The sequence below is a fragment of the Gilliamella sp. B2969 genome (assembly GCF_026536195.1).
In the GTDB taxonomy this organism is placed as follows: Bacteria; Pseudomonadota; Gammaproteobacteria; order Enterobacterales; family Orbaceae; genus Gilliamella.
In genome coordinates this window covers 1-25,803 of the sequence record NZ_JAFNOP010000014.1, presented here as the reverse complement: position 1 = coordinate 25,803, position 25,803 = coordinate 1, and the positions used below count along the sequence as shown (strand labels likewise).

23 protein-coding genes and 2 pseudogenes are annotated in these 25,803 nt (G+C 34.8%); 11 read left to right on the top strand and 14 right to left on the bottom strand.

Features of this window, described 5'->3' with window-relative positions:
- Positions 1 to 162: 162 nt before the first annotated feature.
- Positions 163 to 2,931 carry a DNA polymerase I gene (polA, locus tag J3U66_RS11860; protein WP_416379743.1) on the bottom strand — a complete coding sequence of 923 codons (2,769 nt, stop codon included), beginning with the start codon at positions 2,929 to 2,931 and terminating at the stop codon, positions 163 to 165.
- Between the two features lie 197 nt (positions 2,932 to 3,128).
- Between polA and folE the strand changes: the two genes are divergently transcribed.
- From folE to ispH, 5 genes are all read left to right on the top strand, one after another.
- A complete protein-coding gene (gene folE / locus J3U66_RS11855) occupies positions 3,129 to 3,788 on the top strand; it encodes a GTP cyclohydrolase I FolE (protein WP_267334385.1) in 660 nt (219 codons plus the stop codon).
- A 178-nt stretch (positions 3,789 to 3,966) separates the two neighbouring features.
- Positions 3,967 to 4,905 (top strand): bifunctional riboflavin kinase/FAD synthetase, encoded by a 939-nt coding sequence (ribF, locus tag J3U66_RS11850; RefSeq protein ID WP_267349109.1) that lies wholly within the window; start codon positions 3,967 to 3,969, stop codon positions 4,903 to 4,905.
- Between the two features lie 40 nt (positions 4,906 to 4,945).
- On the top strand, positions 4,946 to 7,753 hold the full coding sequence (ileS, locus tag J3U66_RS11845) for an isoleucine--tRNA ligase (protein WP_267349108.1): 2,808 nt from the start codon (positions 4,946 to 4,948) through the stop codon (positions 7,751 to 7,753).
- A 108-nt stretch (positions 7,754 to 7,861) separates the two neighbouring features.
- Positions 7,862 to 8,332, top strand: a complete 471-nt coding sequence (gene lspA, locus J3U66_RS11840) for a signal peptidase II (RefSeq protein ID WP_267334391.1) — start codon at positions 7,862 to 7,864, stop codon at positions 8,330 to 8,332.
- Between the two features lies 1 nt (position 8,333).
- Positions 8,334 to 9,281, top strand: coding sequence for a 4-hydroxy-3-methylbut-2-enyl diphosphate reductase (ispH, locus tag J3U66_RS11835; RefSeq protein ID WP_267349106.1), 948 nt, complete (start codon positions 8,334 to 8,336; stop codon positions 9,279 to 9,281).
- Between the two features lie 4 nt (positions 9,282 to 9,285).
- Here ispH and J3U66_RS11830 read toward each other — a convergent pair whose 3' ends face one another.
- Positions 9,286 to 9,540 carry a YfhL family 4Fe-4S dicluster ferredoxin gene (locus tag J3U66_RS11830; RefSeq protein ID WP_267334395.1) on the bottom strand — a complete coding sequence of 85 codons (255 nt, stop codon included), beginning with the start codon at positions 9,538 to 9,540 and terminating at the stop codon, positions 9,286 to 9,288.
- A gap of 357 nt (positions 9,541 to 9,897) precedes the next feature.
- On the opposite strand from J3U66_RS11830, the gene J3U66_RS11825 reads away from it, so the two are divergent.
- Together J3U66_RS11825 and J3U66_RS11820 are read left to right on the top strand one after the other, a co-directional pair.
- Positions 9,898 to 11,103 carry an efflux RND transporter periplasmic adaptor subunit gene (locus J3U66_RS11825; protein ID WP_416379613.1) on the top strand — a complete coding sequence of 402 codons (1,206 nt, stop codon included), beginning with the start codon at positions 9,898 to 9,900 and terminating at the stop codon, positions 11,101 to 11,103.
- Position 11,104: 1 nt separating this feature from the next.
- Positions 11,105 to 13,069 carry a MacB family efflux pump subunit gene (locus tag J3U66_RS11820; RefSeq protein ID WP_267334399.1) on the top strand — a complete coding sequence of 655 codons (1,965 nt, stop codon included), beginning with the start codon at positions 11,105 to 11,107 and terminating at the stop codon, positions 13,067 to 13,069.
- A gap of 124 nt (positions 13,070 to 13,193) precedes the next feature.
- Here J3U66_RS11820 and J3U66_RS11815 read toward each other — a convergent pair whose 3' ends face one another.
- Entirely contained in the window at positions 13,194 to 13,922 is a 729-nt protein-coding gene (locus tag J3U66_RS11815; protein WP_267334401.1) for a DsbA family protein, read from the bottom strand.
- Positions 13,923 to 13,936: 14 nt separating this feature from the next.
- A complete protein-coding gene (locus J3U66_RS11810) occupies positions 13,937 to 14,206 on the bottom strand; it encodes a YihD family protein (RefSeq protein ID WP_065633215.1) in 270 nt (89 codons plus the stop codon).
- 321 nt (positions 14,207 to 14,527) lie between these two features.
- Here J3U66_RS11810 and mobA point away from each other — a divergent pair, with 321 nt between their 5' ends.
- Positions 14,528 to 15,106: a molybdenum cofactor guanylyltransferase MobA gene (gene mobA, locus J3U66_RS11805; RefSeq protein WP_267349105.1), complete on the top strand. Its 579-nt coding sequence runs from the start codon at positions 14,528 to 14,530 to the stop codon at positions 15,104 to 15,106.
- An 8-nt stretch (positions 15,107 to 15,114) separates the two neighbouring features.
- Here mobA and J3U66_RS11800 read toward each other — a convergent pair whose 3' ends face one another.
- Positions 15,115 to 16,143: a threonine aldolase family protein gene (locus J3U66_RS11800; RefSeq protein ID WP_267349103.1), complete on the bottom strand. Its 1,029-nt coding sequence runs from the start codon at positions 16,141 to 16,143 to the stop codon at positions 15,115 to 15,117.
- Between the two features lie 84 nt (positions 16,144 to 16,227).
- On the opposite strand from J3U66_RS11800, the gene mobB reads away from it, so the two are divergent.
- Complete coding sequence (mobB, locus tag J3U66_RS11795) at positions 16,228 to 16,719, top strand: molybdopterin-guanine dinucleotide biosynthesis protein B (RefSeq protein WP_267349101.1); 492 nt, start codon at positions 16,228 to 16,230, stop codon at positions 16,717 to 16,719.
- 212 nt (positions 16,720 to 16,931) lie between these two features.
- Positions 16,932 to 17,624: a monofunctional biosynthetic peptidoglycan transglycosylase gene (gene mtgA, locus J3U66_RS11790; protein ID WP_267344792.1), complete on the top strand. Its 693-nt coding sequence runs from the start codon at positions 16,932 to 16,934 to the stop codon at positions 17,622 to 17,624.
- A gap of 8 nt (positions 17,625 to 17,632) precedes the next feature.
- On the opposite strand, the gene cobB is transcribed toward mtgA, so the two are convergent.
- Positions 17,633 to 18,319 carry a Sir2 family NAD+-dependent deacetylase gene (gene cobB / locus J3U66_RS11785; RefSeq protein WP_065633219.1) on the bottom strand — a complete coding sequence of 229 codons (687 nt, stop codon included), beginning with the start codon at positions 18,317 to 18,319 and terminating at the stop codon, positions 17,633 to 17,635.
- A gap of 52 nt (positions 18,320 to 18,371) precedes the next feature.
- Complete coding sequence (locus J3U66_RS11780; RefSeq protein ID WP_267349099.1) at positions 18,372 to 19,190, bottom strand: hypothetical protein; 819 nt, start codon at positions 19,188 to 19,190, stop codon at positions 18,372 to 18,374.
- Between the two features lie 812 nt (positions 19,191 to 20,002).
- Here J3U66_RS11780 and J3U66_RS11775 point away from each other — a divergent pair.
- The gene (locus J3U66_RS11775; protein ID WP_267334416.1) at positions 20,003 to 20,695 is read left to right on the top strand and encodes an aspartate/glutamate racemase family protein; all 693 of its coding nucleotides are present in this window, start codon (positions 20,003 to 20,005) and stop codon (positions 20,693 to 20,695) included.
- Here the strand turns inward: J3U66_RS11775 and J3U66_RS11770 are convergent.
- The 7 genes and pseudogenes from J3U66_RS11770 to J3U66_RS11740 all read right to left on the bottom strand — a co-directional run.
- On the bottom strand, positions 20,692 to 20,913 hold the full coding sequence (locus J3U66_RS11770; protein WP_267349098.1) for a helix-turn-helix domain-containing protein: 222 nt from the start codon (positions 20,911 to 20,913) through the stop codon (positions 20,692 to 20,694). The genes J3U66_RS11775 and J3U66_RS11770 overlap by 4 nt on opposite strands.
- A gap of 12 nt (positions 20,914 to 20,925) precedes the next feature.
- Positions 20,926 to 21,498 (bottom strand): DUF2975 domain-containing protein, encoded by a 573-nt coding sequence (locus J3U66_RS11765; RefSeq protein WP_267349097.1) that lies wholly within the window; start codon positions 21,496 to 21,498, stop codon positions 20,926 to 20,928.
- Positions 21,499 to 21,706: 208 nt separating this feature from the next.
- On the bottom strand, positions 21,707 to 22,567 hold the full coding sequence (rpoH, locus tag J3U66_RS11760; RefSeq protein ID WP_065633225.1) for an RNA polymerase sigma factor RpoH: 861 nt from the start codon (positions 22,565 to 22,567) through the stop codon (positions 21,707 to 21,709).
- Between the two features lie 151 nt (positions 22,568 to 22,718).
- Positions 22,719 to 23,690: a permease-like cell division protein FtsX gene (gene ftsX, locus J3U66_RS11755; RefSeq protein ID WP_267334422.1), complete on the bottom strand. Its 972-nt coding sequence runs from the start codon at positions 23,688 to 23,690 to the stop codon at positions 22,719 to 22,721.
- 4 nt (positions 23,691 to 23,694) lie between these two features.
- The gene (ftsE, locus tag J3U66_RS11750; RefSeq protein ID WP_065633227.1) at positions 23,695 to 24,348 is read right to left on the bottom strand and encodes a cell division ATP-binding protein FtsE; all 654 of its coding nucleotides are present in this window, start codon (positions 24,346 to 24,348) and stop codon (positions 23,695 to 23,697) included.
- Positions 24,349 to 24,357: 9 nt separating this feature from the next.
- A pseudogene (ftsY, locus tag J3U66_RS11745) lies at positions 24,358 to 25,281 on the bottom strand (signal recognition particle-docking protein FtsY); the annotation flags it as partial.
- A 175-nt stretch (positions 25,282 to 25,456) separates the two neighbouring features.
- Positions 25,457 to 25,803: pseudogene (locus J3U66_RS11740) on the bottom strand (pseudouridine synthase); the annotation flags it as partial.

The window sequence follows — 25,803 nt, the reverse complement described above, 5'->3', positions numbered from 1 at the left end:
TAAATTCAGTTTAGTTGCTTATTCTAGCATGGTAAAAGGTTTCGGCAATAGCCGATTACTATCGGCAACATGATTGCGACAATCGTTAATACAGTTAAGTTGATTTAGACGATTTAATAGAAATCGTTGAACAAACAAATCTATGCGTGTTTTAACTAAAAATTAATGTGCTTCATCCCAATTATTACCCACACCGACATCCACTTTTAACGGGACTGATAATTGGTAACAATTTTCCATAATAGATTTAATTTCAGTTCGATACGCATCAACTAATTCATGCTTAACCTCAAACACTAACTCATCGTGCACTTGCATAACCATTCTTATATTACCGGCTGACTGTTTTTTAATCCATTTACTCATCTCAATCATGGCAATTTTGATAATATCAGCAGCAGTGCCTTGCATCGGTGCATTAATCGCTGCGCGTTCCGCTCCGCGGCGCTCAATGCCATTTGTTGAGGTGATTTTTGGTAGATATAAACGTCGACCCGAAAGTGTTTCAACATAACCACGTTCAGCGGCTAACTGACGCGTTTGTTCCATATAGTTTTGTACGCCGGGATAACGTTCAAAATACCGATCGATATAAAATTGTGCTTCTTTGCGAGCTACATTGATTTGTTTCGACAAACCAAAAGCACTCATGCCATAAATCAGTCCAAAATTCACCGCTTTCGCTCGGCGCCTTTCTTCTGATGTCACTTCACTTTCGGACTTGCCTAAAATTTCGCCCGCAGTTACGCGGTGGATATCTTTGTCATGAGCAAAAGCATTAAGTAAGCTTTTATCTTGCGACAAATGCGCCATGATACGTAACTCAATTTGTGAGTAATCCGCCGAGATGATCTTATACCCTTCTGGGGCAATAAACGCTTGACGAATGCGGCGACCTTCTTCATTTCGAACTGGAATATTTTGTAAATTTGGGTCATTAGAAGATAAGCGCCCCGTCACTGTACCAATTTGGTTATAATTGGTATGAATACGATGATCAATAGGGCTAATCATTAATGGTAATTTATCAGTATAGGTATTTTTAAGTTTTGCCAAGCCTCGATAAAACAGAATCATACGTGGCAATTGATAATCATTAGCAAGTTCACTTAGCACTTCTTCACTGGTTGATGGATCACCCTTAGGTGTTTTTTTCAATACCGGCAATTGATGCTTATCAAATAAAATGGCTTGTATTTGTTTTGGCGAAGCAGGATTAAATTTTTCGCCAGCCAAAAATTGTAGTTGTTGCTCGGTTTCCCTTAGTTTGCTGTCCAATTCCTTTGAATATTCATTGAGCAACTTAGCATCGACTAAAACGCCTGTTCTTTCCATCTCGGCAAGTACCAGAGCAAGCGGCATTTCAACATCAGTAAAGAGTTTGATTAATTTTGGATCTTTTTCAAGGCTTGGCCACAATTTATTATGCAGTTGTAGCGTAATATCGGCATCTTCAGCGGCATATTGAGTGGTTTTTTCAATATCAATGGCATCAATAGTTAGCTGTTTTTTATCTAACTTAGTCAGTTCATTATAAGTAATAGTTTTATGATTTAGGTAACGATGAGCCATACTATCCATATCATGACGTTCGGTACTATTTAATACATAAGACTCAAGCATCGTATCAAAAGCAATGCCTTGCACTTTAATATCATAATTAGCCAAAATACTATAATCAAACTTAGCATTTTGCGCGATCTTTTTGATATTAGGATTTTCTAAAATTGGTTTTAATTTTGCTAATACTTCATCAAGTGGTAACTGATCTGGAACCCCTAAGTATTGATGAGCTAGAGGAATATAAGCGGCTTGATAAGGAACCACACTTAACGATATTCCAACGAGCTTAGCATGCACATGATCAACACTATCTGTTTCTGTATCAAAAGCAAATTGTTTACTATTACTTAACTTAGTGAGCCATTCATCGAGTTGTGCCGACGTTAAAATGCATTGATAATCAGACTCTTTATTTTGTTTAACGTCTTCATTATCGGAAAATAATGGCACACCACCGCTAGGGGATGATTTTTGTTGTTTTAAGAAAGTACCTGCCATTAACTCTTTTTGCCAGCGGTGAAAACCATAATAGGCAAATAATTCGTTTAATGCATTCACATCAATATCACTTACCATCAGTTGTTCGCTAGTAAAATCCAATTCTACATCAGTTTTAATGGTGGCAAGTAAATAAGAGAGTTCAGCCTCTTTTTGGTTATCAATCAGTTTTTGTTTTAAAGATTTTGCGCCACGAATTGAAAGTTTTTCAATTTCATCAAGACGAGCATAAATATCTGTGATGCCACTAAATTCAGCTAATAAGCTTTGAGCTGTTTTTTCACCAACACCAGGAACGCCAGGAATATTATCGGAAGAATCGCCACGCAGTGCTAAATAATCAATAATTTTCTCGGGTGGAACACCAAATTTTTCGATCACCCCTTGAGGATTAAGTACGGTGTTATTCATAGTGTTAATTAAAGTAATGTTATGACTCACTAACTGAGCCATATCTTTATCACCAGTACTAATTAGCACATCCAGATTTTCGCTTTCAGCTTGTCTAGCTAACGTACCAATAACATCATCAGCTTCAACACCTTCAATACACAGTAAGGGTAATCCCATTGCTTTCAAAATAGTATGAATAGGCTCAATTTGAGGGCGAAGATTTTCAGGCATCGCTTCGCGGGTTGCTTTATATTCGCTATAAATCTCATTACGGAAAGATCCCCCTTTAGCATCAAAAACCACAGCAATATGAGTCGGATTAAATTGATTAATTAAACTACGAATCATATTAATGACACCAAAAATAGCCCCTGTTGGTTCACCTTTGGCATTAGTTAACGGAGGACATGCAAAAAAAGCACGATAAAGATAAGAAGAACCATCAATTAAGATAATGGGTGTGTTATTTGGCATCATAATCACCTAGGTTATGCTATATAATAGTGAATAGTATAACCTAATTGGCAATAATATTCTTATTATGACCGATAATATAACGTAAAAATGTTTAATATGAATCATACACTTTAGTATAAAAAACGCGTAAAAAACTGTATCTTACACTGTGACTGTTATATAATATCACATCTATTTTTTGCCTGAGTATTTGATAAATGACACAATTAAGTCTAGCTGCGCAAAAAGTCAAAGCGGCCTTAGCTGATAAAAATCTTGAAACGCCATCATGTCGTCTAGCTATGGATAATAGTGAGCGTAAGGCTAAAATTGAAGCTCATTTTCGTGAAATTATGAAGTTAATGGAACTTGATTTAACAGATGATAGTCTGGCTGAAACACCACATCGAGTTTCTAAAATGTACGTTGATGAGATTTTTTCGGGGCTTTACTATGAAAACTTTCCGAAGATCACCTTAATTGAAAATAAAATGCAAGTTGACGAGATGATAACCGTTCGTGATATCACTTTAACCAGTGTATGTGAACACCATTTTGTCACCATTGACGGCAAAGCAACTGTCTCTTATATCCCTAAAGATAAAGTGATAGGCTTATCCAAAATTAACCGAATTGTCGAATTTTTTGCCTCACGTCCACAAGTACAAGAAAGGTTAACTCAACAAATACTCGTTGCCCTTCAAACCTTACTAGGGACGGTCAATGTGGCGGTCTCAATTGATGCAACCCACTATTGTGTTAAGGCTCGAGGCATTAAAGATTCAAGTAGTAGAACAACGACAACAGCGCTGGGCGGCGGGTTTAAAACAAATCCAAGTACCAGACAAGAATTTTTACGAGCACTTAATCATTATTAACAATAATAGCCCGATTTGATTGATATTGATGTTAAACCCAAACTTAGCATTAAATATCGGTCTAAAACATATTAAAATAAGTGATATAAGACAATAACAAATCCGACTTTATATTACGTGCATCTTCAAGAAAGATTGGTATAATTCTCGGCTACTTAATATAAATAACATTGTTTTCATGAAGATTATCCGTGGTATCGCTAATTTAAAAAATCAATTTTCTCAATGCGTTTTAACATTAGGAAATTTTGATGGTGTGCATTTGGGTCACCAGCAATTAATTCATCATCTTATTAAACAAGGTAAAAAATTAAATTTACCCACTGTGTTAATGTTATTTGAACCACAGCCATTAGAGTTTTTTAATCCTAATAATGCGCCTTCACGGTTAACATCATTTCAAGAAAAGGTGATTTTTATTAAAGAGCTTGGGATTGATTATATTATAGCGATTCCATTTACTCAGACCTTTGCCCGCATGTCAGCTGATTGTTTTATTCAAGATTGGTTAATCAATAAGCTAAAAGCCAAATTTATCACTATTGGTGATGACTTTCGATTTGGATTCGAACGGCAAGGTGATATCAACCTTTTACAACACTATGCACATCAACACGATTTTGCTGTGGAAAATATGCCGACATTTGTTTGGAATCATTTAAGAATTAGTAGCACAGCAGTGCGCCAAGCTTTGTTGAATAATGATTTTCAATTAGCACACAGTTTATTAGGGCGTGATTACACCATCCAAGGTCGTGTGGTGCACGGTAATGCGTTGGCAAGACAACTCGGTTTTCCAACAGCTAATATTCATCTACATCGAAAAAAGCCTGCATTGCAAGGGGTTTATGTGGTTAAAGTTAAAAATTGCTGTAACCAACAACACTATTTTGGCATTGCTAATATTGGCTTAAGACCGACTATTCAAGGAAAAAAAGCAGTTTTAGAAGTGAATCTATTTGACTTTTCGGGTGACATTTATGGACAATATTTAGACGTGACTTTTGTCCAAAAATTGCGCGACGAGAAAAAATTTGACTCATTGGCTGAGTTAAAACAACAAATTACACAAGATGTTTGCACTGCCAAACAGATCAGTGCACAATTAACCCATTAAAAAGAAGTAGTATCAACCAAATTAACTGGAATAAATCAGCATGACAGATTATAAAAATACACTAAACTTACCGGAAACAGGCTTTCCAATGCGAGGCGATCTTGCTAAACGAGAACCGGCAATGTTACAAAATTGGTACGATAAAGAACTTTATCGTAAAATCCGCCAAGTAAAAAAGGGTAAAAAAGCCTTTATTTTGCATGATGGACCTCCATATGCCAATGGCAAACTTCATATTGGTCATGCAGTTAACAAAATAATTAAAGATATTATCATTAAATCAAAAGGGTTAAGTGGTTATGATTCCCCATATATTCCAGGTTGGGACTGTCACGGCTTACCGATTGAGCAAAAAGTTGAAGAACAAGTAGGAAAACCGGGCGTAAAAGTAACACCTGCTGAGTTTCGTCAAATTTGTCGTGATTATGCCGCTTCACAAGTTGAACTACAAAAAGCCGATTTTATTCGTATGGGTGTGCTGGGTGATTGGCAAAATCCATACCGTACAATGGACTATGATACTGAAGCCAATATTATACGTGCTTTAGGAAAAGTCATTCAAAATGGTCATTTAGTTAAAGGTGCTAAACCTGTTTATTGGTGTACTGATTGTATGTCATCGTTAGCTGAAGCTGAAGTTGAATACTACGATAAATCTTCACCAGCCATTGACGTAAAATTCAAAGCGATGGATAACCAAGCTGTTGCTAATAAATTTGGTGTCAATACTGATTTAACCATCTATGCCGTGATTTGGACAACAACACCTTGGACATTGCCGGCAAGCCGAGGTATTGCCTTAAATGCTGACTTTGAGTATCAACTGGTACAAATCAATGATAAAGAATGCTTAATTTTAGCCACTGACCTTGTCGAATCAGTCATGAAACGTGCCGAAATTTCAGAGTGGAAAATTATTGGCAGCTGTAAAGGTGATGCGCTTGAGCTATTACGCTTTAAACACCCTTTCCTTGACTTTGACGAACCTATTGTACTCGGTGATCATGTTACTGTTGATGCCGGTACAGGTGCAGTGCACACCGCACCAGGTCACGGTGCGGAAGACTTTATTGTCGGTCAAAAATATGGTCTTGAAGTGGCTAACCCTGTTGGTGGCAATGGCTGCTATTTACCGGGTACAGGTGCAGGTTTAGATGGCTTATTTGTATTTAAAGCTAACAAAGTTGTAATTGACATTCTAAAAGAAAATAATGCATTACTGCATTTTGAAAACATTGAACACAGTTACCCATGTTGTTGGCGACATAAAACACCGGTCATTTACCGAGCAACACCACAATGGTTCATCAGCATGGACAAACAAGGGTTACGTGCGCAATCATTAAAAGAGATCAAACAAGTTCGTTGGATCCCAGATTGGGGACAAGCACGAATTGAAACCATGGTAGCAAACCGCCCAGATTGGTGTATTTCTCGTCAACGTACATGGGGCGTACCAATGACGTTATTTGTGCATAAAGAGACCGAAGCGCTACACCCAGACACATTAGCATTAGTTGAAAAAGTCGCTAAATTAGTTGAACAAAATGGTATTCAAGCTTGGTGGGATGCTGATATTAGAGATCTATTAGGTCCTGATGCCGATGATTACCGTAAAGTACCCGACACATTAGATGTGTGGTTTGATTCCGGATCAACTTTCTATTCAGTCGTTGGTGTTCGTGCTGAATTTGCAGGTCATGAAGCAGACATGTACCTAGAAGGTTCAGATCAGCACCGTGGTTGGTTTATGTCTTCATTAATGTTATCAACCGCGATTGATAACAAAGCCCCTTATCAGCAAGTATTGACCCATGGCTTTGTGGTTGATGGTCAAGGCCGTAAAATGTCAAAATCACTTGGTAACATTGTGACACCACAAGAAGTAATGAATAAACTGGGTGCAGATATTTTACGTTTATGGATCGCCTCAACTGATTATTCCGGTGAAATGAGCTATTCCGATGAAATTATCAAACGCTCAGCCGATAGCTATCGTCGAATTCGTAATACAGCTCGCTTCTTATTAGCTAACTTAAATGGCTTTGACCCAGCTAAGGATATGGTAAAACCGGAAGATATGGTGGTGCTAGACCGATGGGCTGTTAGTATGGCTAAAGAAGCACAAGAACAAATCATACAAGCTTATGAAAACTATGACTTCCATAAAGTTGTTCAACGTATCATGCAGTTCTGTTCAATTGAAATGGGCTCATTCTATTTAGATATTATTAAAGATCGCCAATATACAGCAAAAAGCGACAGTATTGCTCGCCATAGTTGCCAAACAGCGTTATATCATATTGCGCAAGCCATGGTACGTTGGATAGCGCCGGTATTATCGTTCACAGCTGATGAAATTTGGCAATACTTACCTGCATCACAAAAATCAGAATTTGTGTTTGAAGATGAATGGTATTGTTCACTCTTTAGTTTATCTGATAGTGAAGCATTAAATAGCGAATATTGGGCACAAATTTTAGCTATTCGTAGCGAAGTCAATAAAGTGCTTGAACAAGGTCGTAACGATAAAGTGATTGGTGGCTCACTTGAGGCTGCGGTGACACTTTACGCCGATGAAAAAATTGCGGATGCTTTAGCAAAATTAGAAAATGAATTACGTTTTGTTTTATTAACTTCACAAGCTAGTGTTAAAACATTAGCGTCTGCGCCAAAATCAGCAATACAAAGCGATATCAAAGGTTTGAAAATTGAATTGGCTAAAGCGCAAGGTGATAAATGTCCTCGTTGCTGGCATTATACTGACGATAATGATCCAACAACGCATTTATGCAAACGTTGTGAACAAAACATCCATGGTAATGGTGAAATCAGACATTTTGCTTAATAAATAGTCATTAATTCATCAAACAAGGGTTATAGGCAACCACACTATAACAATTTAATTTCTTTACCGCCGACAATTGTCGGCGGAAACATAATGAGCATATACGCTATGAAAAAAAACAATGGGCTTTACTGGCTATTGTTAGCAATAGTTGTTTTTATTGTTGATATTGCAAGTAAATTCTGGATATTAGATCGCTTTGCTTTATATGAGTCAGTGAATCTTTTACCTTTCTTCTCAATCACTTATGTGCGTAATATTGGTGCAGCCTTTAGTATTTTTGAAGGCCAACGTTGGATGCTTGCATCTATTGCATTAATTATTAGTGGTGTAATTATCTATATGTTATATCGCAATACAGGCAGACAAAAATTAGAAAACTTTTCATTATCATTAATTTTAGGGGGCGCATTAGGAAATTTATTCGATCGCCTTTACCATGGTTTTGTTGTCGATTTTCTTGATGTCAATTTTGGTGATTGGCACTATCCAACGTTTAATATTGCAGACTGTGCAATTTGCGTAGGTATTGGATTATTTATTCTTAGCAGCTTAAAAAAACCCAAGAAGACCATCTAACATGCAAATTATTTTAGCGAATCCACGAGGCTTTTGTGCCGGTGTTGATCGTGCGATTACTATCGTTGAACGAGCACTAGAGTTATTTGGTGCACCAGTTTATGTCCGTCATGAAGTTGTTCATAACCGCTATGTGGTTAATCGCCTTAAAGAGTTAGGGGCTATTTTCATTGAAGAGATCAATGAGGTGCCAGACAATGCTATTTTAATTTTTTCAGCACATGGTGTGTCTAAAAGCGTTCGTGAAGAAGCCAAACAACGTCAACTTCGTATATTTGATGCTACTTGTCCATTAGTCACTAAAGTGCATATGGAAGTGGCTCGATCGAGTTATCGAGGTGAAGAAGTCATTTTAATTGGTCATGCTGGACATATTGAAGTCGATGGCACCATGGGGCAGTACAATAACCCAGAAGGTGGAATTTATCTGATCGAATCCATTGAAGATGTTGAAAAACTAAAAGTGAAAAACGAACAACACCTTTGTTTTACCACGCAAACCACACTATCAGTTGATGATACAGCTGAAATTATTGCTGCACTAAAAAAGCGTTTCCCAAATATCCGCAGCCCTCGTAAAAATGACATTTGTTACGCCACAACTAATCGCCAACAAGCGGTTAAACAGCTCGCTTCACAAGCAGATGTGGTATTAGTTGTTGGCTCTAAAAACTCGTCTAATTCAAATCGTTTAGCTGAACTCGCTAGACGCAATAGCAAGCATGCTTATTTAATTGATTTTGCCTCTGATATTGATCCCGCTTGGTTAACCAATGCCCGCACAATAGGAGTGACGGCAGGCGCTTCTGCACCCGATATTTTAGTCCAACAAGTTATCGATCACTTAAAAAATTTAGGTTGTACAACACTCACCGAAACCGACGGTATTTTAGAAAATATTACATTTGAAATACCTAAAGCACTTCGGATTGAAGTAAAAGCAAACTAACAGTTTAATTTGAGTGTTTTAGTTGCTCAAATTTTGCCAGTAGCTGATCATGGGTCTCGATATGCTCAGGATCAGCAATAATCGCATTTTGAATAGGGCAAACACGTTGACAGGTTGAATGATCATAATAACCCACACATTCAGTACATTTATTGGGATCAATTTCGTAGGTGTCAAACCCCATCGAGATAGCCTCGTTCGGACACTCAGGTTCACACATATCACAATTAATACACTTAGAGGTTATTTTTAACGCCATTACTTTGTTTTTCTTAATCCACTTAAAAAATTTGCGCCATTATAACGCAATCCTTAATAAAACCTAAGATAAGATGCAGTAAGCAAATTCAAAATTAGTCTGTTTTATAAAAAAGGTAATGTATGAGTATACCTTTATCTAAGTAAGATAATATAAACTATTAGATTAGTTAAATGAGTATTTTTGTTGAAATTCAAAAATATCTTCCAAATTTTCATGCTACAACCAAAGAAAGCCTTATCACACTTAAAATTGCTTAAAATATTTTCATAATTATTACAATTTATTATCGTTAGTTATCAATGGCATTTGATTTTATACGATACAATGACGAAAAATTTTATAAAAAATAATAGGATGAAAAGATTGTCAAAGTTTTTAAAAATTAAAAATATTGCTATAACCTTTATTATATTAGCCATTATTTATCTTGTTTATTGGATTTTATCCCCTTCTGAAAAAGCAGTAAATTATATTACCGCACCAGTGACTAAAAGTAATATTGAAAAAACTGTTCTTGCCGATGGAACCATCAGTGCTTTTAAGCAAGTAAGCGTTGGTGCTCAGGTTTCTGGTCAAATCAAAAAATTATATGTGGAATTAGGCGATGAAGTTAAACAAGGCGATATGATTGCCGAAATAGATGATCTTAAACAAAATAATGATTTAAGACAGTCAGAAGCTTCATTAAATAGTTTAGAAGCTCAACGTAAATCGAAAAAAGCAAAATTAGTTAACTATCAACTTACTTACGATCGTCAATTAAAGTTAGTCAATAAAGGGGTTGGAATTCAATCCGATTTAGATGCCGCTAAAGCTGATCTTGATGGAATTAAAGCCGATATAGCAGCACTAGATGCAGATATTATCAGTGCTCAAGTTGCCGTTGATACCGCTAAAGTGAACTTAGGGTATACTAAAATTCGTTCGCCAATTGATGGTGTCATTGTGGCAATTCCGGTTGATCAAGGGCAAACTGTTAACTCTGTTCAAAGTGCGCCAACAATAGTCAAAGTTGCACAACTGGATAAAATGACCATTGAGGCACAAATTTCTGAAGCAGATGTGATTAATGTAAAAAAAGGCATGCCTGTTTATTTTACAATATTAGGCCAGCCCAATAAACGTTTTGAGGGATTAACACTACGAGCAATCGAGCCTGCACCAGACTCAATTAATACCGAAAGTTCATCTAACTCAAGTACCTCCTCTTCAACGACTAAAACAGCCATCTACTATAATGGTTTGTTTGATGTTGATAATCCAAATCACATTTTACGTATTTCGATGACAGCTCAAGTTTATATAGTGTTATCACAAGCTAAGGATGTGCTTACGATTCCATCACAAGCTATTGAAAAGAATTTAGATGACGATAAAGCTATTGTTTACGTACTTAATCAACATAATGATATTGAAGAGCGAAAAGTCAGTTTAGGTGTCAACAATAATGTTAATGTTGAAATCAAATCAGGGCTTAAAGAAGGAGAAGTCGTCATTGTAAGTAGTATCAATGGTGCACAACTCAATCCTAATGGACGGACCCCAAGGATAAGATTCTAATATGACAAATAATAACCCGCTGATTAAACTGGAAAATATAGTACGTGAATTCCCTGCTGGCGATTCAACCATAAAAGTGCTTAAAGGTATCAATTTGTCGATTAATGCTGGTGAAATGGTTGCCATTATTGGCGCTTCAGGATCGGGCAAATCAACTTTAATGAATATTTTGGGTTGTTTAGATAAACCCAGTTCGGGGGTTTATACTATTGGAGGTCGAACCACTAATCAATTATCCCCCGATGAATTAGCCGAATTACGTCGTGAACATTTTGGTTTTATCTTCCAACGTTATCATTTATTAAGTGCCCTTACTGCGCAAGGGAATGTCGAAATTCCAGCAATTTATGCTGGCGCATCTAATGAATTTAGGCAACAACGTGCTGTTGAAATTTTAACGCGATTAGGGTTAGAAGATAAAATCAATAACAAGCCGAATCAATTATCTGGCGGTCAGCAGCAACGAGTCAGTATTGCGAGAGCGTTAATCAATGGTGGGCAAGTGATTTTAGCCGATGAACCAACCGGCGCGCTAGATCGTAAAAGCGGTTTAGAAGTTATGGCAATATTGCGCGAACTTCATAAACAAGGCCATACTGTCATCATTGTGACTCACGATAGCAATATTGCCCAAAGTGCACAGCGCATTATAGAAATCAGTGATGGTAATATTATTTCAGATGCTAGTAATCCTAACTATCATGATGATGATGATAATCGACAAATAAAACAGATAGAAACAACCAAAACACAAGATAACTGGTTAGCCAAATACTATCGTTTTCGTGATGCATTTAATATGGCAATATTATCTATGTTATCGCAGCGACTACGTACTTTTTTAACCATGCTTGGTATTATTATTGGTATCGCTTCTGTTGTGTCAATGGTGGCATTAGGGCAAGGAACCAAGCAAAAAATTCTGTCTGACATTAATTCATTAGGAACAAGCACCTTAGAAATTTATGCTGGTAATGGATTTGGTGATCGTAATGCCGATAAAATCACAACATTGCGATCTTCTGATGCTGACTTTTTAGCCAAACAAAGTTTTGTCCATAGTACCACGCCTAACCTTTCAACTAGTGTCTATTTTCGCGTTAATAATTTGGCGGTAACAGGAACGGTTAATGGGGTTGGTGAACAGTATTTTACTGTACGTGGTTATAATATAACTAAAGGTAAAGCGTTTGATCACGCAAGTGTTCTGTCGTCCGCGCAAGATGCTGTCATCGATGAAAATACCGTTAATCGCTTATTTAATAATCAAGATCCAATTGGTAAAATTATTATGGTTGGGCAACTACCAGTTAAAGTCATTGGTATTGCAACTAAACAACAGCAAGGCTTTGGTAGTAATGAAAGCCTGAATATTTGGTTACCTTATACCACAGTGATCAATCGCATGGTTGGGCAAACATCATTAAAAAGCATTACTGTTAGAGTAAATGATAATGTTGATCTATCCGTAGCAGAACAAGCGATTAATAAGATTATGCTACAACGCCATGGCACTAAAGACTTTTTTATATTTAATTCCGATAGTATTCGTGAAACCGTTAATTCTTCAACATTGGTGTTAACATTATTAATCTCAACTATTGCGTTAATTTCACTGTTGGTTGGCGGTATTGGCGTAATGAATATTATGCTGGTATCAGTCACAGAAAGAACGCGAGAAATTGGGGTAAGAATGGCGGTTGGTGCTCGCTCTAGTGATATTCTTCAACAATTTTTAATTGAAGCAGTGTTAGTCTGTTTAATTGGTGGTATTTTGGGAATTATACTATCATTTGTGGTTGGGCTGATTTTCAATTATTTTGTCTCTTTATTTGCTATGAGTTTTTCAATCATTTCAATTATTGCGGCATTTAGTTGTTCAAGTATCATTGGTATTATTTTTGGTTATTTTCCTGCCAAACGAGCGGCAAAACTTGATCCAATTTATGCACTAGAACGTGAATAATACTCCAATAAAATCCCTTTGCTGAAATAACTCAAACAAAGGGATTGATTAATTTACAGCTCGCTAATTGATTAATGCAATGAATATTTTCTATGTATCTATCAATTATTTAAACAGTAATAAATTACTCATTACTGTTTGCTTGTTTATCATGAGCTTTGACATTCGGATCTAAACCAACTAAAAAGGCTGTAACCCTCGCATAATCTTTAATAAATGCATCATCACTTGACACATCTAACCCTTTAGTATTGATATAGAATTTACGATTAACAATCCAAGTTGGTATGGATGTTGGCTGCATTTCTTTAATAGCATTAGCTTGTTGCGCCATAAAAGCTTTAACTAAAAAGCTGTCTTTGGTTTTATCATAAGTTTCAGAATCCACACCGAGTTCAGCAAATACAGCTTTAATATCATCTGGCGTTTTTATACTACGATCTTTTTGTACTGCATTATACAGTGCTGGTGAAACTTTATCTTCAATACCAAGTACATTAGCAATCGCCCATGCTTGAGCTAAATCTTGAGCAAGTGGACCAAAATCCAATAAATGATAACGTTTAATTTTGATATCTTGAGGGATAGCTTTAGCTATAACTTGTGAACCATGATATTGGTTTTCAAATCTATAACAACTAGGACAATTAAACGAAAAAAATTCGATCACTTCTTTATCTGGCGATGGATTAGTGGGTAATACAATATATTGTTTATCCACTTCAATCGGAGCTTGAGTCGTCGCCGGAGCGGCTGTTTGCGATGCGTCTGTTTTTGCATTAGAAGGCGCTTCATCAGCAAAACAATTTACCGAAAACAGTAATACTCCCATAGCAATAAGCGTTTTTTTCATTTAACTAATTCTCCTTATTCTTTAATGATGCCGCGAGCTTTTAATAGTGCGGTTTTAAAATCTTCTTCATAATCTTTTTTTAGTCCGGGAATAACTTCACTTTTATCTGCATCGCGCATCTTTAAGTGATAGATTAACACTTCATCGCCCAGATCTTTTAAATCGCCCTCGAAGCCAGCTTCCTGACCGAGTTTAACTAAAAATTGTAACAAACTGAGATCTGAATCATTTTCCCAAGCTGACTTTAATAATTCCATTACTTCATCAATACGATGACATTTCATAAATTATACCTTTTTTGAATCTTCAAACCCATTGAAGATGATGATTTAATATTTTATTTTGATATTGTGTTACTCATTAGTTTAAGCATAACACTATTGATAAAAACAATTTATCAAAATAAATGATGTAAACATGTTTAATTGAATTTATCAATTATTCCATACCTGAAAAACCAATACAGATATATTTCATTTTCCAATTACAACACTTGATTACTTAATCTAAGTATGAAGACTATGTTATAAATTGTACGATTTAAAATAACTTTGCTATATAGTAATGTTATTTTGTGTTTTGGCAATGTAAAAGAGAAATAATTTATGCAGAAAAGCGCTATTACCGCAATCATTTTAGCTGGAGGTCAAAGCTCACGCATGAATGGTGAAGACAAAGGCTTAATCTTATTAAATGACAAAGCGCTTTATCAACATGTTATTGATCGCATTGCGCCTCAAGTCGGCACACTAATGATCAATTGCAATCGTCATTTAGATCAATATCAAAAAGCAGGTTATGCCATATTTAGTGATGATTTAGAGGGTTTTTTAGGGCCACTTTCGGGCATCTATAGCGGATTACGTCGGACCAATACCGATTGGAACTTATTTGTTAGTTGTGATACCCCTTATTTACCCAAGGATTTAATTGCCCGTTTAGCAAAATATACGACCAATTATAGCGCTATCTACCCTTTTGATGGCAAATACGCTCATCCAACGATTTTACTTATACATCGTTGTGTACTTGTACAATTAGAACAATATTTAGCACTAGGGAACCGCAAACTAATGCTATTTTTGCAGCAAGTACAAGCTAAAGCCGTAGATTTTAGTGATACGCCAACATCTTTTGTGAATATTAATACCTATGACGTATTAGCCAACGCACATTTATCCTAAATCAAATTTTACGATAACCATGATTGCAATAGTCTATCTAACCTATCAATTTCATCTATTTGAGTTGACCATGAAGTACAAAAACGTAAACAGCAGTTATGGTCATCGATAGGACCTAAATTATCAACCGCATAATGAGCAATAATCTTTTCAGCCAGTTGGTTGGGAAAATTAACAAATAGTTGGTTAGTTTGTGGTTTGCTGGCAAATGTTAATCCAGCTTTTTCAAAAACAATTTTTAGTTTATCGGCCATATTATTACTGTGTTGCCCTAACTGGAAGTACAAATCATTTTGCATCAACTCATTCATCTGTACAGCAACAATCCAGCTTTTTGCTAATATTGCACCTTTTTGCTTCATACTAAAACGAAAGTCTTGATTAATAGATAGATTATTAAAAATAACCATTTCACCAGCAAACGCCCCGACTTTGGTTCCACCAATATAAAATACATCAGTGTATTTAGCTAAATCAGGCAAAGTCAGATCATTATCTTTTGCTGCCAATGCCATCGCTAGGCGGGCACCATCTAAATAGAGAAAAAGGCGATTTTTTTGGCAATATTGATAAAGATTTTTAAGATCTTGCTGACTATATATTGTGCCTAATTCAGTGGTATTAGAGATGTAAATAAGCTTAGGTTGTACCATATGTTCATCACTATGATGAAATAATACAGGTTCTATCAATTCCGGCGTAAGTTTTCCATCAGCTGTTGGCACCGAGATTACTTTATGCCCTGTCGCTTCAATCGCTCCGGTTTCATGCACGTTAATGTGTCCGGTATTCGCGGCAATTACGGCTTGATAGGGTTTTAAAATATGTGAAATGACCGTTAGATTGGTTATTGTGCCACCAGGCATAAAATGCACATCAGCATGAGGAGATTGTAATCGTTTTTGGATATTTGTTATAGCTTGTTTGCAATATTCATCTAAACCATAACCCGCTAATTTCTTATTATTAATAGCAATAAAACTTTCTAACAAACTGGGGTGAACAGTTTGATTGTAATCATTCAAAAAATCGTTCATATTATTCTCTTTTTGAACATCTGCTGCAAAAAATCATGTAATATTGTTTATCTATCGAATATGGTACATTAACATAAACTAGTGATGAATAAAAAAAAGATTATCGGAATTTGTGGTTATAGCGGTAGTGGCAAAACTACATTGTTAAAACAGGTTATTCCACTACTTATTAAACAGGGCGTTAATGTAGGCTCATTAAAACATGCCCATCATGACATCGAGTTAGACATCCCTGGTAAAGATAGTTATGAATTGCGTAAGGCCGGCTCAGTACAAACAGCCATCGTATGCGATAATCGTTATGCAATTATTCATGAAACGCCCAATAAACCAGCAGATCTGACTACACTGATAAATCAGTTTACAGATGTAGACATCATATTAATTGAAGGATTTAAACACGAAAAAATACCTAAAATTATCTGTCATCGTCAAACCATTAGTCATCCCGTTTTTATCGATGACTTTACGCTTGCTATCGCCAGTGATAACCAATTAGATATATCGATTCCATTGCTAGATACCAATCAACCACAACAAGTTGTGAAGTTTATACTCGATTACCTATTTAACTGATCTAATGATGATGTTCTGATTGGCAATAAAACGTATTGAGTAAAGTTAATTTTTTATAGCGATGTAACTCATTTACTAGCTTGTTTAACATAAATAGCCAATTGAAAAATGAAAGATTGATATTCCAAACAAAAATTTATAAACATTAAATAAAACAATGTAAATGATATGTTAATATAGCTAACCTTTAGCTATATCCTGATTTAAGCAATATGCATCCATTATTAAAAAAGATATTAATCAAAACAAGAAACGTAGTTATTGGATTAATGCTGTTATCTATTTTTCTCATTTTAATAATGCGTTGGATCGATCCGATTGGCTCAATGTTAATGGTGGAAAGAAAAATTGTTAATTGGGGCATCACACAACAGCGGGAATGGAAAGATTGGGATGCAATTTCAGACAATATTAAAATCGCAGTTATTGCTTCAGAAGATCAGAACTTTGCAACACACTGGGGCTTTGATTTTGATGCAATTAATCGAGCATTGAAACACAATCAAAATGCAAAAAAAATTCGTGGCGCAAGCACTATTACCCAACAAGTAGCTAAAAATATTTTTTTATGGCCATCACGAAGTTGGCTACGTAAAGCAATAGAATCTTGGTTTACTATCTGGATTGAGTTAATTTGGTCAAAACAAAGAACCCTTGAAATCTATTTAAATAGTGTAGAATGGGGGGAGGGGATTTTTGGCATTGAAGCAGCATCTCGTTATTATTTTAATGTCAGTGCAAATCAATTAACACCTTATCAAGCGAGTTTACTTGCAGCAACGTTACCTAATCCAAGAAAATGGAGCCCAGCCACCCCCACAAACTATGTCCAAAAAAAAGCAGAATGGATTCGAGCGCAAATGGCTAATCTTGGTGGTAAAAATTATTTAAAACAGATGGAGTAAAAACTGTTTTAAATTAATGTCTGAATAAATTCGGGTACCACCTGACTTGCTGGGCCATAAATTTTAGTTTGAAATAAACTTTCGCCTAAGCTTGGCTCTAAATTAAGTTCAATCGTTTTAGCACCGGATTGATTAGCAATTTGAACAAAACCGGCGGCAGGATAGACATTGCCCGATGTGCCAATTGAAATAAAATAATCTGCTTGTGATAATGCATCATAAATTTGATCCATCTGTAATGGAATTTCACCAAACCAAACAATATGCGGGCGTATTAATTTATTTTGTTGATAATTAATATCGTTGAAACAGTCAATAATTTCTCCGGTTTTTTCATTACGCGCTTTTAATAATTCGCCATGCATATGAATAATATTTTTCGATCCAGCTTGTTCATGTAAGTTATCAACATTTTGAGTTACAACCAATACATTATTTGAACCGAGTTTTTGTTCTAACTCAGCCAGTGCAATATGAGCTTGATTAGGTTTTACCGATGGATCTTGCAATTTTCTTCGTAACATATTGTAAAAATTATGCACCGCAATGGGATCACGACGGTAACCTTCATAAGTGGCAACATCATTAACATCATAACCTTCCCATAATCCATTTTGGGCTCGAAAGGTTGATAACCCCGATTCGGCTGAAATGCCAGCCCCTGTTAAAATGACAATTTTGGGCGTTTTTAACATATCTATTTTCCTTTTTATTGATAAGTTAAATAATCTACTAAGATATAAAAGATTATTGGCTATATTCGGTGGTAAATATATGTAAGGCTGGTTGGCTTAATTTTTGATATTGGCTGTAAGCACTTGCTACTTTAAGCCTTATTTCATCTTTTGATTCACCATCCAACCAACTGTTAATCATAGCATGAATACTATAAGCTTCTGGTGCCATACGGTGCAAGGTTAAGATTAATGGATTAATACCTAAATGAGATAGTGGTGGAGTAAAATATTTCTGACTTTTACAAGCAAATACAGCAGCATAACGCGATTTTTGCTTTTCTTGTTGAGTTTTAGATAATGTGCTCCAACGCCAACTACCTGGTAAATAACTGCGCCAAGATGGCGTTTCCATTAATGCATTATGCCCAATATAAACAACAAGATCAGCGTTACCACCAGCATTGATTTGTTTTTTATCTACTGATAATGACAGCGAATTTTTTCCCGCAGAATAGTCAATAAAATCATTTACCGTATCATCAATATATTTACCATCATAGGCTTGAGCAATAAGGTAAACATCTTGATTTTGATGTTTATATATTATCTCTTCTAATATTTTACCATCATTAGGCTTATTAACTTGTATAACTTGCCACTCTTTTTGCTTAGCAAAATAGGTTTTAAAACCGTAAGCCGCGCCCCAATAGAGATTATTTTTGGGATCTTGACCATTACCAATCGCAGCTGGAACTGGCGCTATACCTTGATATTTGTTATCACATAATGCGACCAGAACATGAATAACTTTTGTGTCGGCTAAACATGAAAAAGATAAAAAAAACGATAAGAATGATATCAACCATAAATAAGGACTAATTTTGTTCATAATTGATACTTTCCTCATCAATTTCATATTTAACTATAACTAAATTTTATACATCACTTTGCAAGAAATACATTTCAGCATACCGGCAGCATTCTGTTTAATCAATGTATCTTTCCAGATTTTATTCTTTCGCTAAGTAACACCGTTTTGACCAATAAAGGTATTTTTCATCATTATAATAAGTACATTGATTTTCTTGATTATACTATAATTATTTTAAAGTTAATGCGAGTCGACATTTCATACAATTTGTAAAATTTTATCAGTCAAATTATAGCGCATTCAATTGACATAATTATAAAAAATAGCCATATTTAAGCCAAAAGGTAAAACATATCCATTATTAGGAAAAGTTTCAAAGCTGTGGTTAGCGCTTGCTATGATGTCTAGTTCTAAATAGATTGCTAACTAGTATGTGAAATAGCTAATATTGACCAATATCCTCACCAAATGAAAGCATCATGGGATCAATAACGCCTCATTTTTGAATTGATTTGCCAACCAGTCGACAAAAAGAGAAGCACCAAGTAAATAGTAAGGTAATCAACATTGGTTTACGCTTAACCATATAGCTTAATGTGATAACTTGAAAGCGGTTTCCTTATAAATTTTATGGTTGTAATGTAAAAAATAAATAGACTGCTTTATGTTATCTACTTTTAAATAAAAACAATAACCATGTTAAATAAATAGCGTGAACCCTCGCTTAACGATCAAAAGTTGATATTAATTAACTTTACAGATGATATAATATTATCAATTAGTTAACTAAATTTTCAATGAAATCATAAGTTTTTATAAGGTATTTTTAAATGAAAACAATTGGCTTAATCGGCGGTATGAGTTGGGAAAGTACCGTTACCTATTATCAAGTAATTAATCAAATGGTAGCAAAATCATTAGGGGGATTACATTCAGCGAAAACGCTATTATATAGCGTAGATTTTCAAGAAATTGAATTATGCCAAGCCAATGGTGAGTGGGATAAAAGTGCACTGATTTTAATTGATGCAGCCAAAAAATTACAAATAGCAGGTGCAGATTTTATTGTCATTTGTACCAATACTATGCATAAAGTCGCAGATCAGATTCAAGCAGCAATTACTATTCCAATTATTCATATTGCAGATGTCACAGCTAAAAAATTGATTCAACAAGGTATTAAAACTGTAGCATTGTTAGGGACTAAATACACAATGGAGCAAGATTTTTATAAATCAAAATTGATTGACCAAGGCTTAATAGTATTAATACCGGATCAAGAAGATAGAAATGTTGTTAACCAAATTATTTACGATGAACTTTGTAAAGGGATTATTAAACCTGCATCTAAACAAGCTTACTTAACGATTGTTGATAAATTAGTTGAACGCGGAGCACAAGGTGTGATTTTAGGCTGCACAGAAATTGGTTTATTAATATCACAATCAGATCGAAATATCCCTTTTTTTGATACAGCCTTAATTCATGCAGAAGCCGCCGCTATGCTAGCAATAAGTCACTAAGCATTATCATTTTTATAGTTAATATACTCTAAAATATCTCCAGGTTGGCAATCTAAATATTCACAGATTGCCTCAAGTGTGGCTAATCTAAAACCTTTCACTTTACCTTGTTTAAGCAAAGATAGATTTTGTTCCGTAATACCGATAGCCATAGCTAAATCTTTAGATTTTACTTTTCGTTTAGCGAGCATTACATCTAGATTTATAGTAATTGGCATGTTTAATTCCCCCTATACAAACTGCTGATTTTCTTCCGCTAGTTGGCATGCTTTTTTTAATATTTGTCCAATAACCATAATACTGATAGCTGGGAACAATACCATAATATCATCACTTGAAAACGAAAAAGAAAAATAACGTTCAGCTTGGTTGAAACTTAAAATTGAAGTTAACAAAGGCTCAGATAAAATACTAACAATAGACCAGATGACTAACATTTTACCAAAAATATAGCAGTGATTAGCTGACCTTTCTGAAAAGAAATCAGATTGACTGTATTTTAAAAAAAGTAATCGCAACTGATAAAATGCATAAATTAAAATAAAGATTTCTACAGTATCAATTAACGTTGCTAAAAAAGCCTGCCAAAACTCGAGTTCAGTTGGATCAACATCAACACTGTTAGATATAAAAAAAGAATATCCTCCTGATGCTAATCCAATATTTTCAATATTAAAAAAGTAATAAAGTAGTGGCGATAATGCACCAATCAACATAACTATGATAATAAGAGTTGTTAATAGTACCATAAATCGACAATATTGATTTAAGCGTAAGTTTGATCGAGCTAATGTTGTGTTCATATTTATTTCCTTTTTTATAAAGATTGAGCACAGTCTAGCCTATAAAAATAGAAATAACAATAATAAATTAAAGTAAAACGATAATTTTTTATCGTTTAATATTTATTTCAAATAAAATAGCAAAATCAATAGTGAGTAAAATTTAGTTATAAAAAAACCTTACTTTGTTACAAGTAAGGTTCAGGAAGTTAACATTAACGAAAAAAAATTATGCTTCGATTGCAACTCGTAATTTTTTCATTGCATTTTTTTCGAGTTGACGAATACGTTCAGCAGAAACACTATACTTATCAGCTAAAACTTGCAAAGTTGATTTACTATCGTCGGAATCTAACCAACGTGCTTTAATAATATCCTGACTTCGTTCATCCAATTGTGATAAAGCATCATGCAATTTATCTGTTGCGTCATTTTCCCAATTATCATTTTCAATTGATTTTGAGAAATCAGAATTACTATCTTCTAGATAAAGTGCTGGAGCAACAATAGAATTATCATCGTCATCACTATCTACATCAAATGACATATCTTGAGCAGACATTCGCGATTCCATTTCAAGGACATCTTTAGGTGTTACGCCAAGTTCATCTGCCACCATATCAACTTCTGCATTATTAAACCAACCTAAGCGTTGTTTATTCTTTCTTAAATTAAAAAATAATTTTCTTTGTGCTTTTGTGGTTGCAACTTTAACAATTCGCCAATTTTTAAGCACATACTCATGAATTTCAGCTTTTATCCAGTGCACAGCAAAAGAAACTAATCGAACCCCCATTTCAGGGTTAAAACGACGTACAGCTTTCATTAATCCAATATTACCTTCTTGAATCAAATCTGCTTGTGGTAAACCATACCCAGAATAACCTCGAGCAATATGCGCAACAAAGCGCAAATGAGATAAGATTAATTGTCGTGCAGCATCAACATCATCATGATAATAAAGTTTTTCACCTAACGATTTTTCTTCTTCTGCTGTTAACATCGGATAGGTGTTAATCATACGAAGGTATGATTCTATATTGCCTTGTGGGATTAAAGCACTTACTGGCATTTTTAAATCAGTACTCATTTAATTCCCTCCTTCATTTAAACTGATTTTGTTGCATAATTTTATGTATGCAACAATTTAAATTCTAACTGTTATATTAGACTACAAAAAAGTCAATTAGTTCACATTTTAATAAAATTTTTAACAATAAGTAACTATCTTATTTTTGTAATTAAGTAATGTACATTACTTTCAAATATTTTTTAGTCGCGATCAAGGCTGAAAGCCATCCAATAATTATTGAGAACAAAATAATTAATACACTTTCATCCCATGACAGTCCTTCTAAAGTAAATTTTGTTCCAAAAACAGTTGAAACGTGCAAAATAATTGAGTCAATTTGCCAAATGAATATTTTGGATAATATTAATGCAAGTACTGCACTGATAAACCCAATAAAAATCCCATTATACAAAAAAGGTCTTAATATAAAACCTTCAGTAGCACCAATTAATTGCATCACCAAAATCGTTTGTCGACGGGAAAAGATACTTAATCTAATACTATTGCCAATAACAAGTGATACAGCAATAATCATGAAAATCGAAATTGTCCAGACTATTGATTTTACCATGTCTGTCAATGCCATTAATCGCGTAAACCAGCTATCATCAAGTTGTACATCATCAACCCCTTCTATTTTCATGATTTGTGATTGTAATCCATGTAATATGCTAGTTTGCTTAGCCTCTTCTTTAGGAAAAATAATAGCAACAGCAGGTAAAGGGTTTTCATCTAACAGATCAAGTGCTGTTGCAAAACCAGACCAAGTTTTAAATTCTTCTCGTGTATCATCTCGTGAAAGATAATCTATTTTCTCAACTTCCGAGTATGTTTTAAATTTACTGATTAATTCTTTAGTTTGTTCTGCCGTAAGTGATTTGTTGATATACACAGTTAAGTTTGGAGTTGGATACCATTGATGCGCTGCTTGATTTGCATTTTTCCACAACAAATAACTAATCGTTGGCAATGTTATTGAAATTGCAATGACAAAAATTGTCAATATTGAAGCAAAAATATGCTGACGAAAATCATTAAATACGTTATGCCATGCATAACTAATTTGTCTTTTCCATCGGGATAAAAAGTTATTTTTATTTTTCGATTTTGACTTAATAGTGTTAATGTTAGCGTTTATCATTATGTTATTCCTCTAAACGCCCTTGATTTAAATTTAGTATTCGATGGTGTTTACGACGAATAAGCCCCATATTATGGGTTGCCATTAATACGGTGACACCTGCTTGGTTAAACTCTTCAAATAGCTTTAAAATATCTTTCGAAAGTTTATCATCTAGGTTACCGGTTGGTTCATCGGCTAATAAGACGCTTGGACGATTAACAATGGCACGCGCTATTCCTACGCGCTGTTGTTCACCACCTGATAACTGTATAGGATAGAATTTCATTTTATCTATCAAACCGACTTTATCGAGCGCGGCCGAAACACGCCTACGAATTTCTTCGATAGGTTTTCCTAAAATAATTAATGGAATAGCCACATTATCATAAACAGTGTGATCCATTAATAATTGGTGATCTTGAAAAATCATCCCAATTGTGCGGCGTAAAAACGGCATATCTTGTTTTTTCAAGCTAGATACATTGATACCATTTAATAATACTTTGCCGTCATTAGCTTTTTCTAATCCACAAATTAAACGCATCAAAGTACTTTTACCTGCACCAGAGTGACCTGTTAAAAATGCCATTTCTCCGGATAATAATGTAAAGTTTATATTTTGAAGGGCGGGCTTTCCACCCGAGTAAACTTTACTTACATGCTGGAATTGGATCATGAGTTCTCTCTATTCATCTGTTTGTTCAAACAGCGCATTAATAAAATCATCAGCAACAAAAGGTCTTAAATCTTCAATTTTTTCACCAACACCGATGTAACGGATTGGAATATTAAATTGATCAGCAATGCTAAATATAATACCACCTTTCGCCGTACCATCTAATTTAGTTAATGTCATTCCTGTTACACCAACAGCTTCATTAAATAATTTAGTTTGGCTAATAGCATTTTGGCCTGTTCCTGCATCTATTGTTAACATGATTTCATGTGGAGCAGTCTCATCTTGTTTTTTAATCACTCTAACTATTTTTTTCAATTCATCCATTAGATGTGATTTATTTTGTAAACGACCTGCTGTATCGGCAATTAAGACATCTATTTTTTTTGCCTTTGCTGCTTGTATTGCATCAAAAATAACTGAGGCAGAATCAGCGTTAACATGCTGTGCAATAACGGGGATATTATTTCGCTCACCCCAAACTTGTAATTGCTCAACAGCTGCTGCACGAAAGGTATCGCCTGCAGCAAGCATCACTGATTTACCTTGTTGTTGAAATTGACGAGCTAATTTACCAATTGTCGTTGTTTTACCAACACCATTTACCCCTACCATTAAAATAACAAATGGTTTATGACTTTCAATATCAAGCGGTTGATCAACCCCGTCTAAAATAGACTTCATTTCATGTTTTAAAATTTCATGAAGTGCATCTGCATCTTTTAACTCTTTTCTTGAGGCTTGTTGTGTTAATGAGCTTATTAATTTTTGTGTAGTATCAAATCCTACATCTGCAATAATCAGTTGTTCTTCTAGTTCTTCAAATAATTCATCGTCAATTTTTTTGCCTTTGAATAAATTTAAAAAACCCGATCCAATATTTTGTTTAGTCTTGAAAAGACCTTTTTTTAAACGAGCAAAGAAACCTTCTTTTTTTTGTTCAACCATAAATAAATTGTCCCATGAGCATAACTGATAATCATTTTATCTTATTTTAGAATAAACCCCAATGTATTCAATAAATGTGAATAATATTATTGAGTTATATTATTATAAAATAATGATAATAAGTGATGATTTAGTATTTATTAATGTGATCTATTTAAGCCTAAAGATCATTTACGCTGATAGATTGCCATTCACCTAACGGCAGATGCTGAGTAAAGAGATTATAATTGCCAATTTGAACACGGATTAAACGTAAACAAGGATAACCAACCGCAGCACACATTCTTCTAACTTGACGATTTTTTCCTTCCGTAATAGTTAAACTTAGCCAAGAAGTAGGAATAGCTTTACGTTCACGAATAGGCGGAACGCGTTGCCATAGATTAGTCGGCGCTTCCAGCTTAGTCGCTATAGCTGCGGCAGTATAGAACTCTTTTAACTGAACACCTTGAGCGAGTTTATCTATAGCTTGTTGACTAATTATGCCTTCAACTTGTACCCAATAAG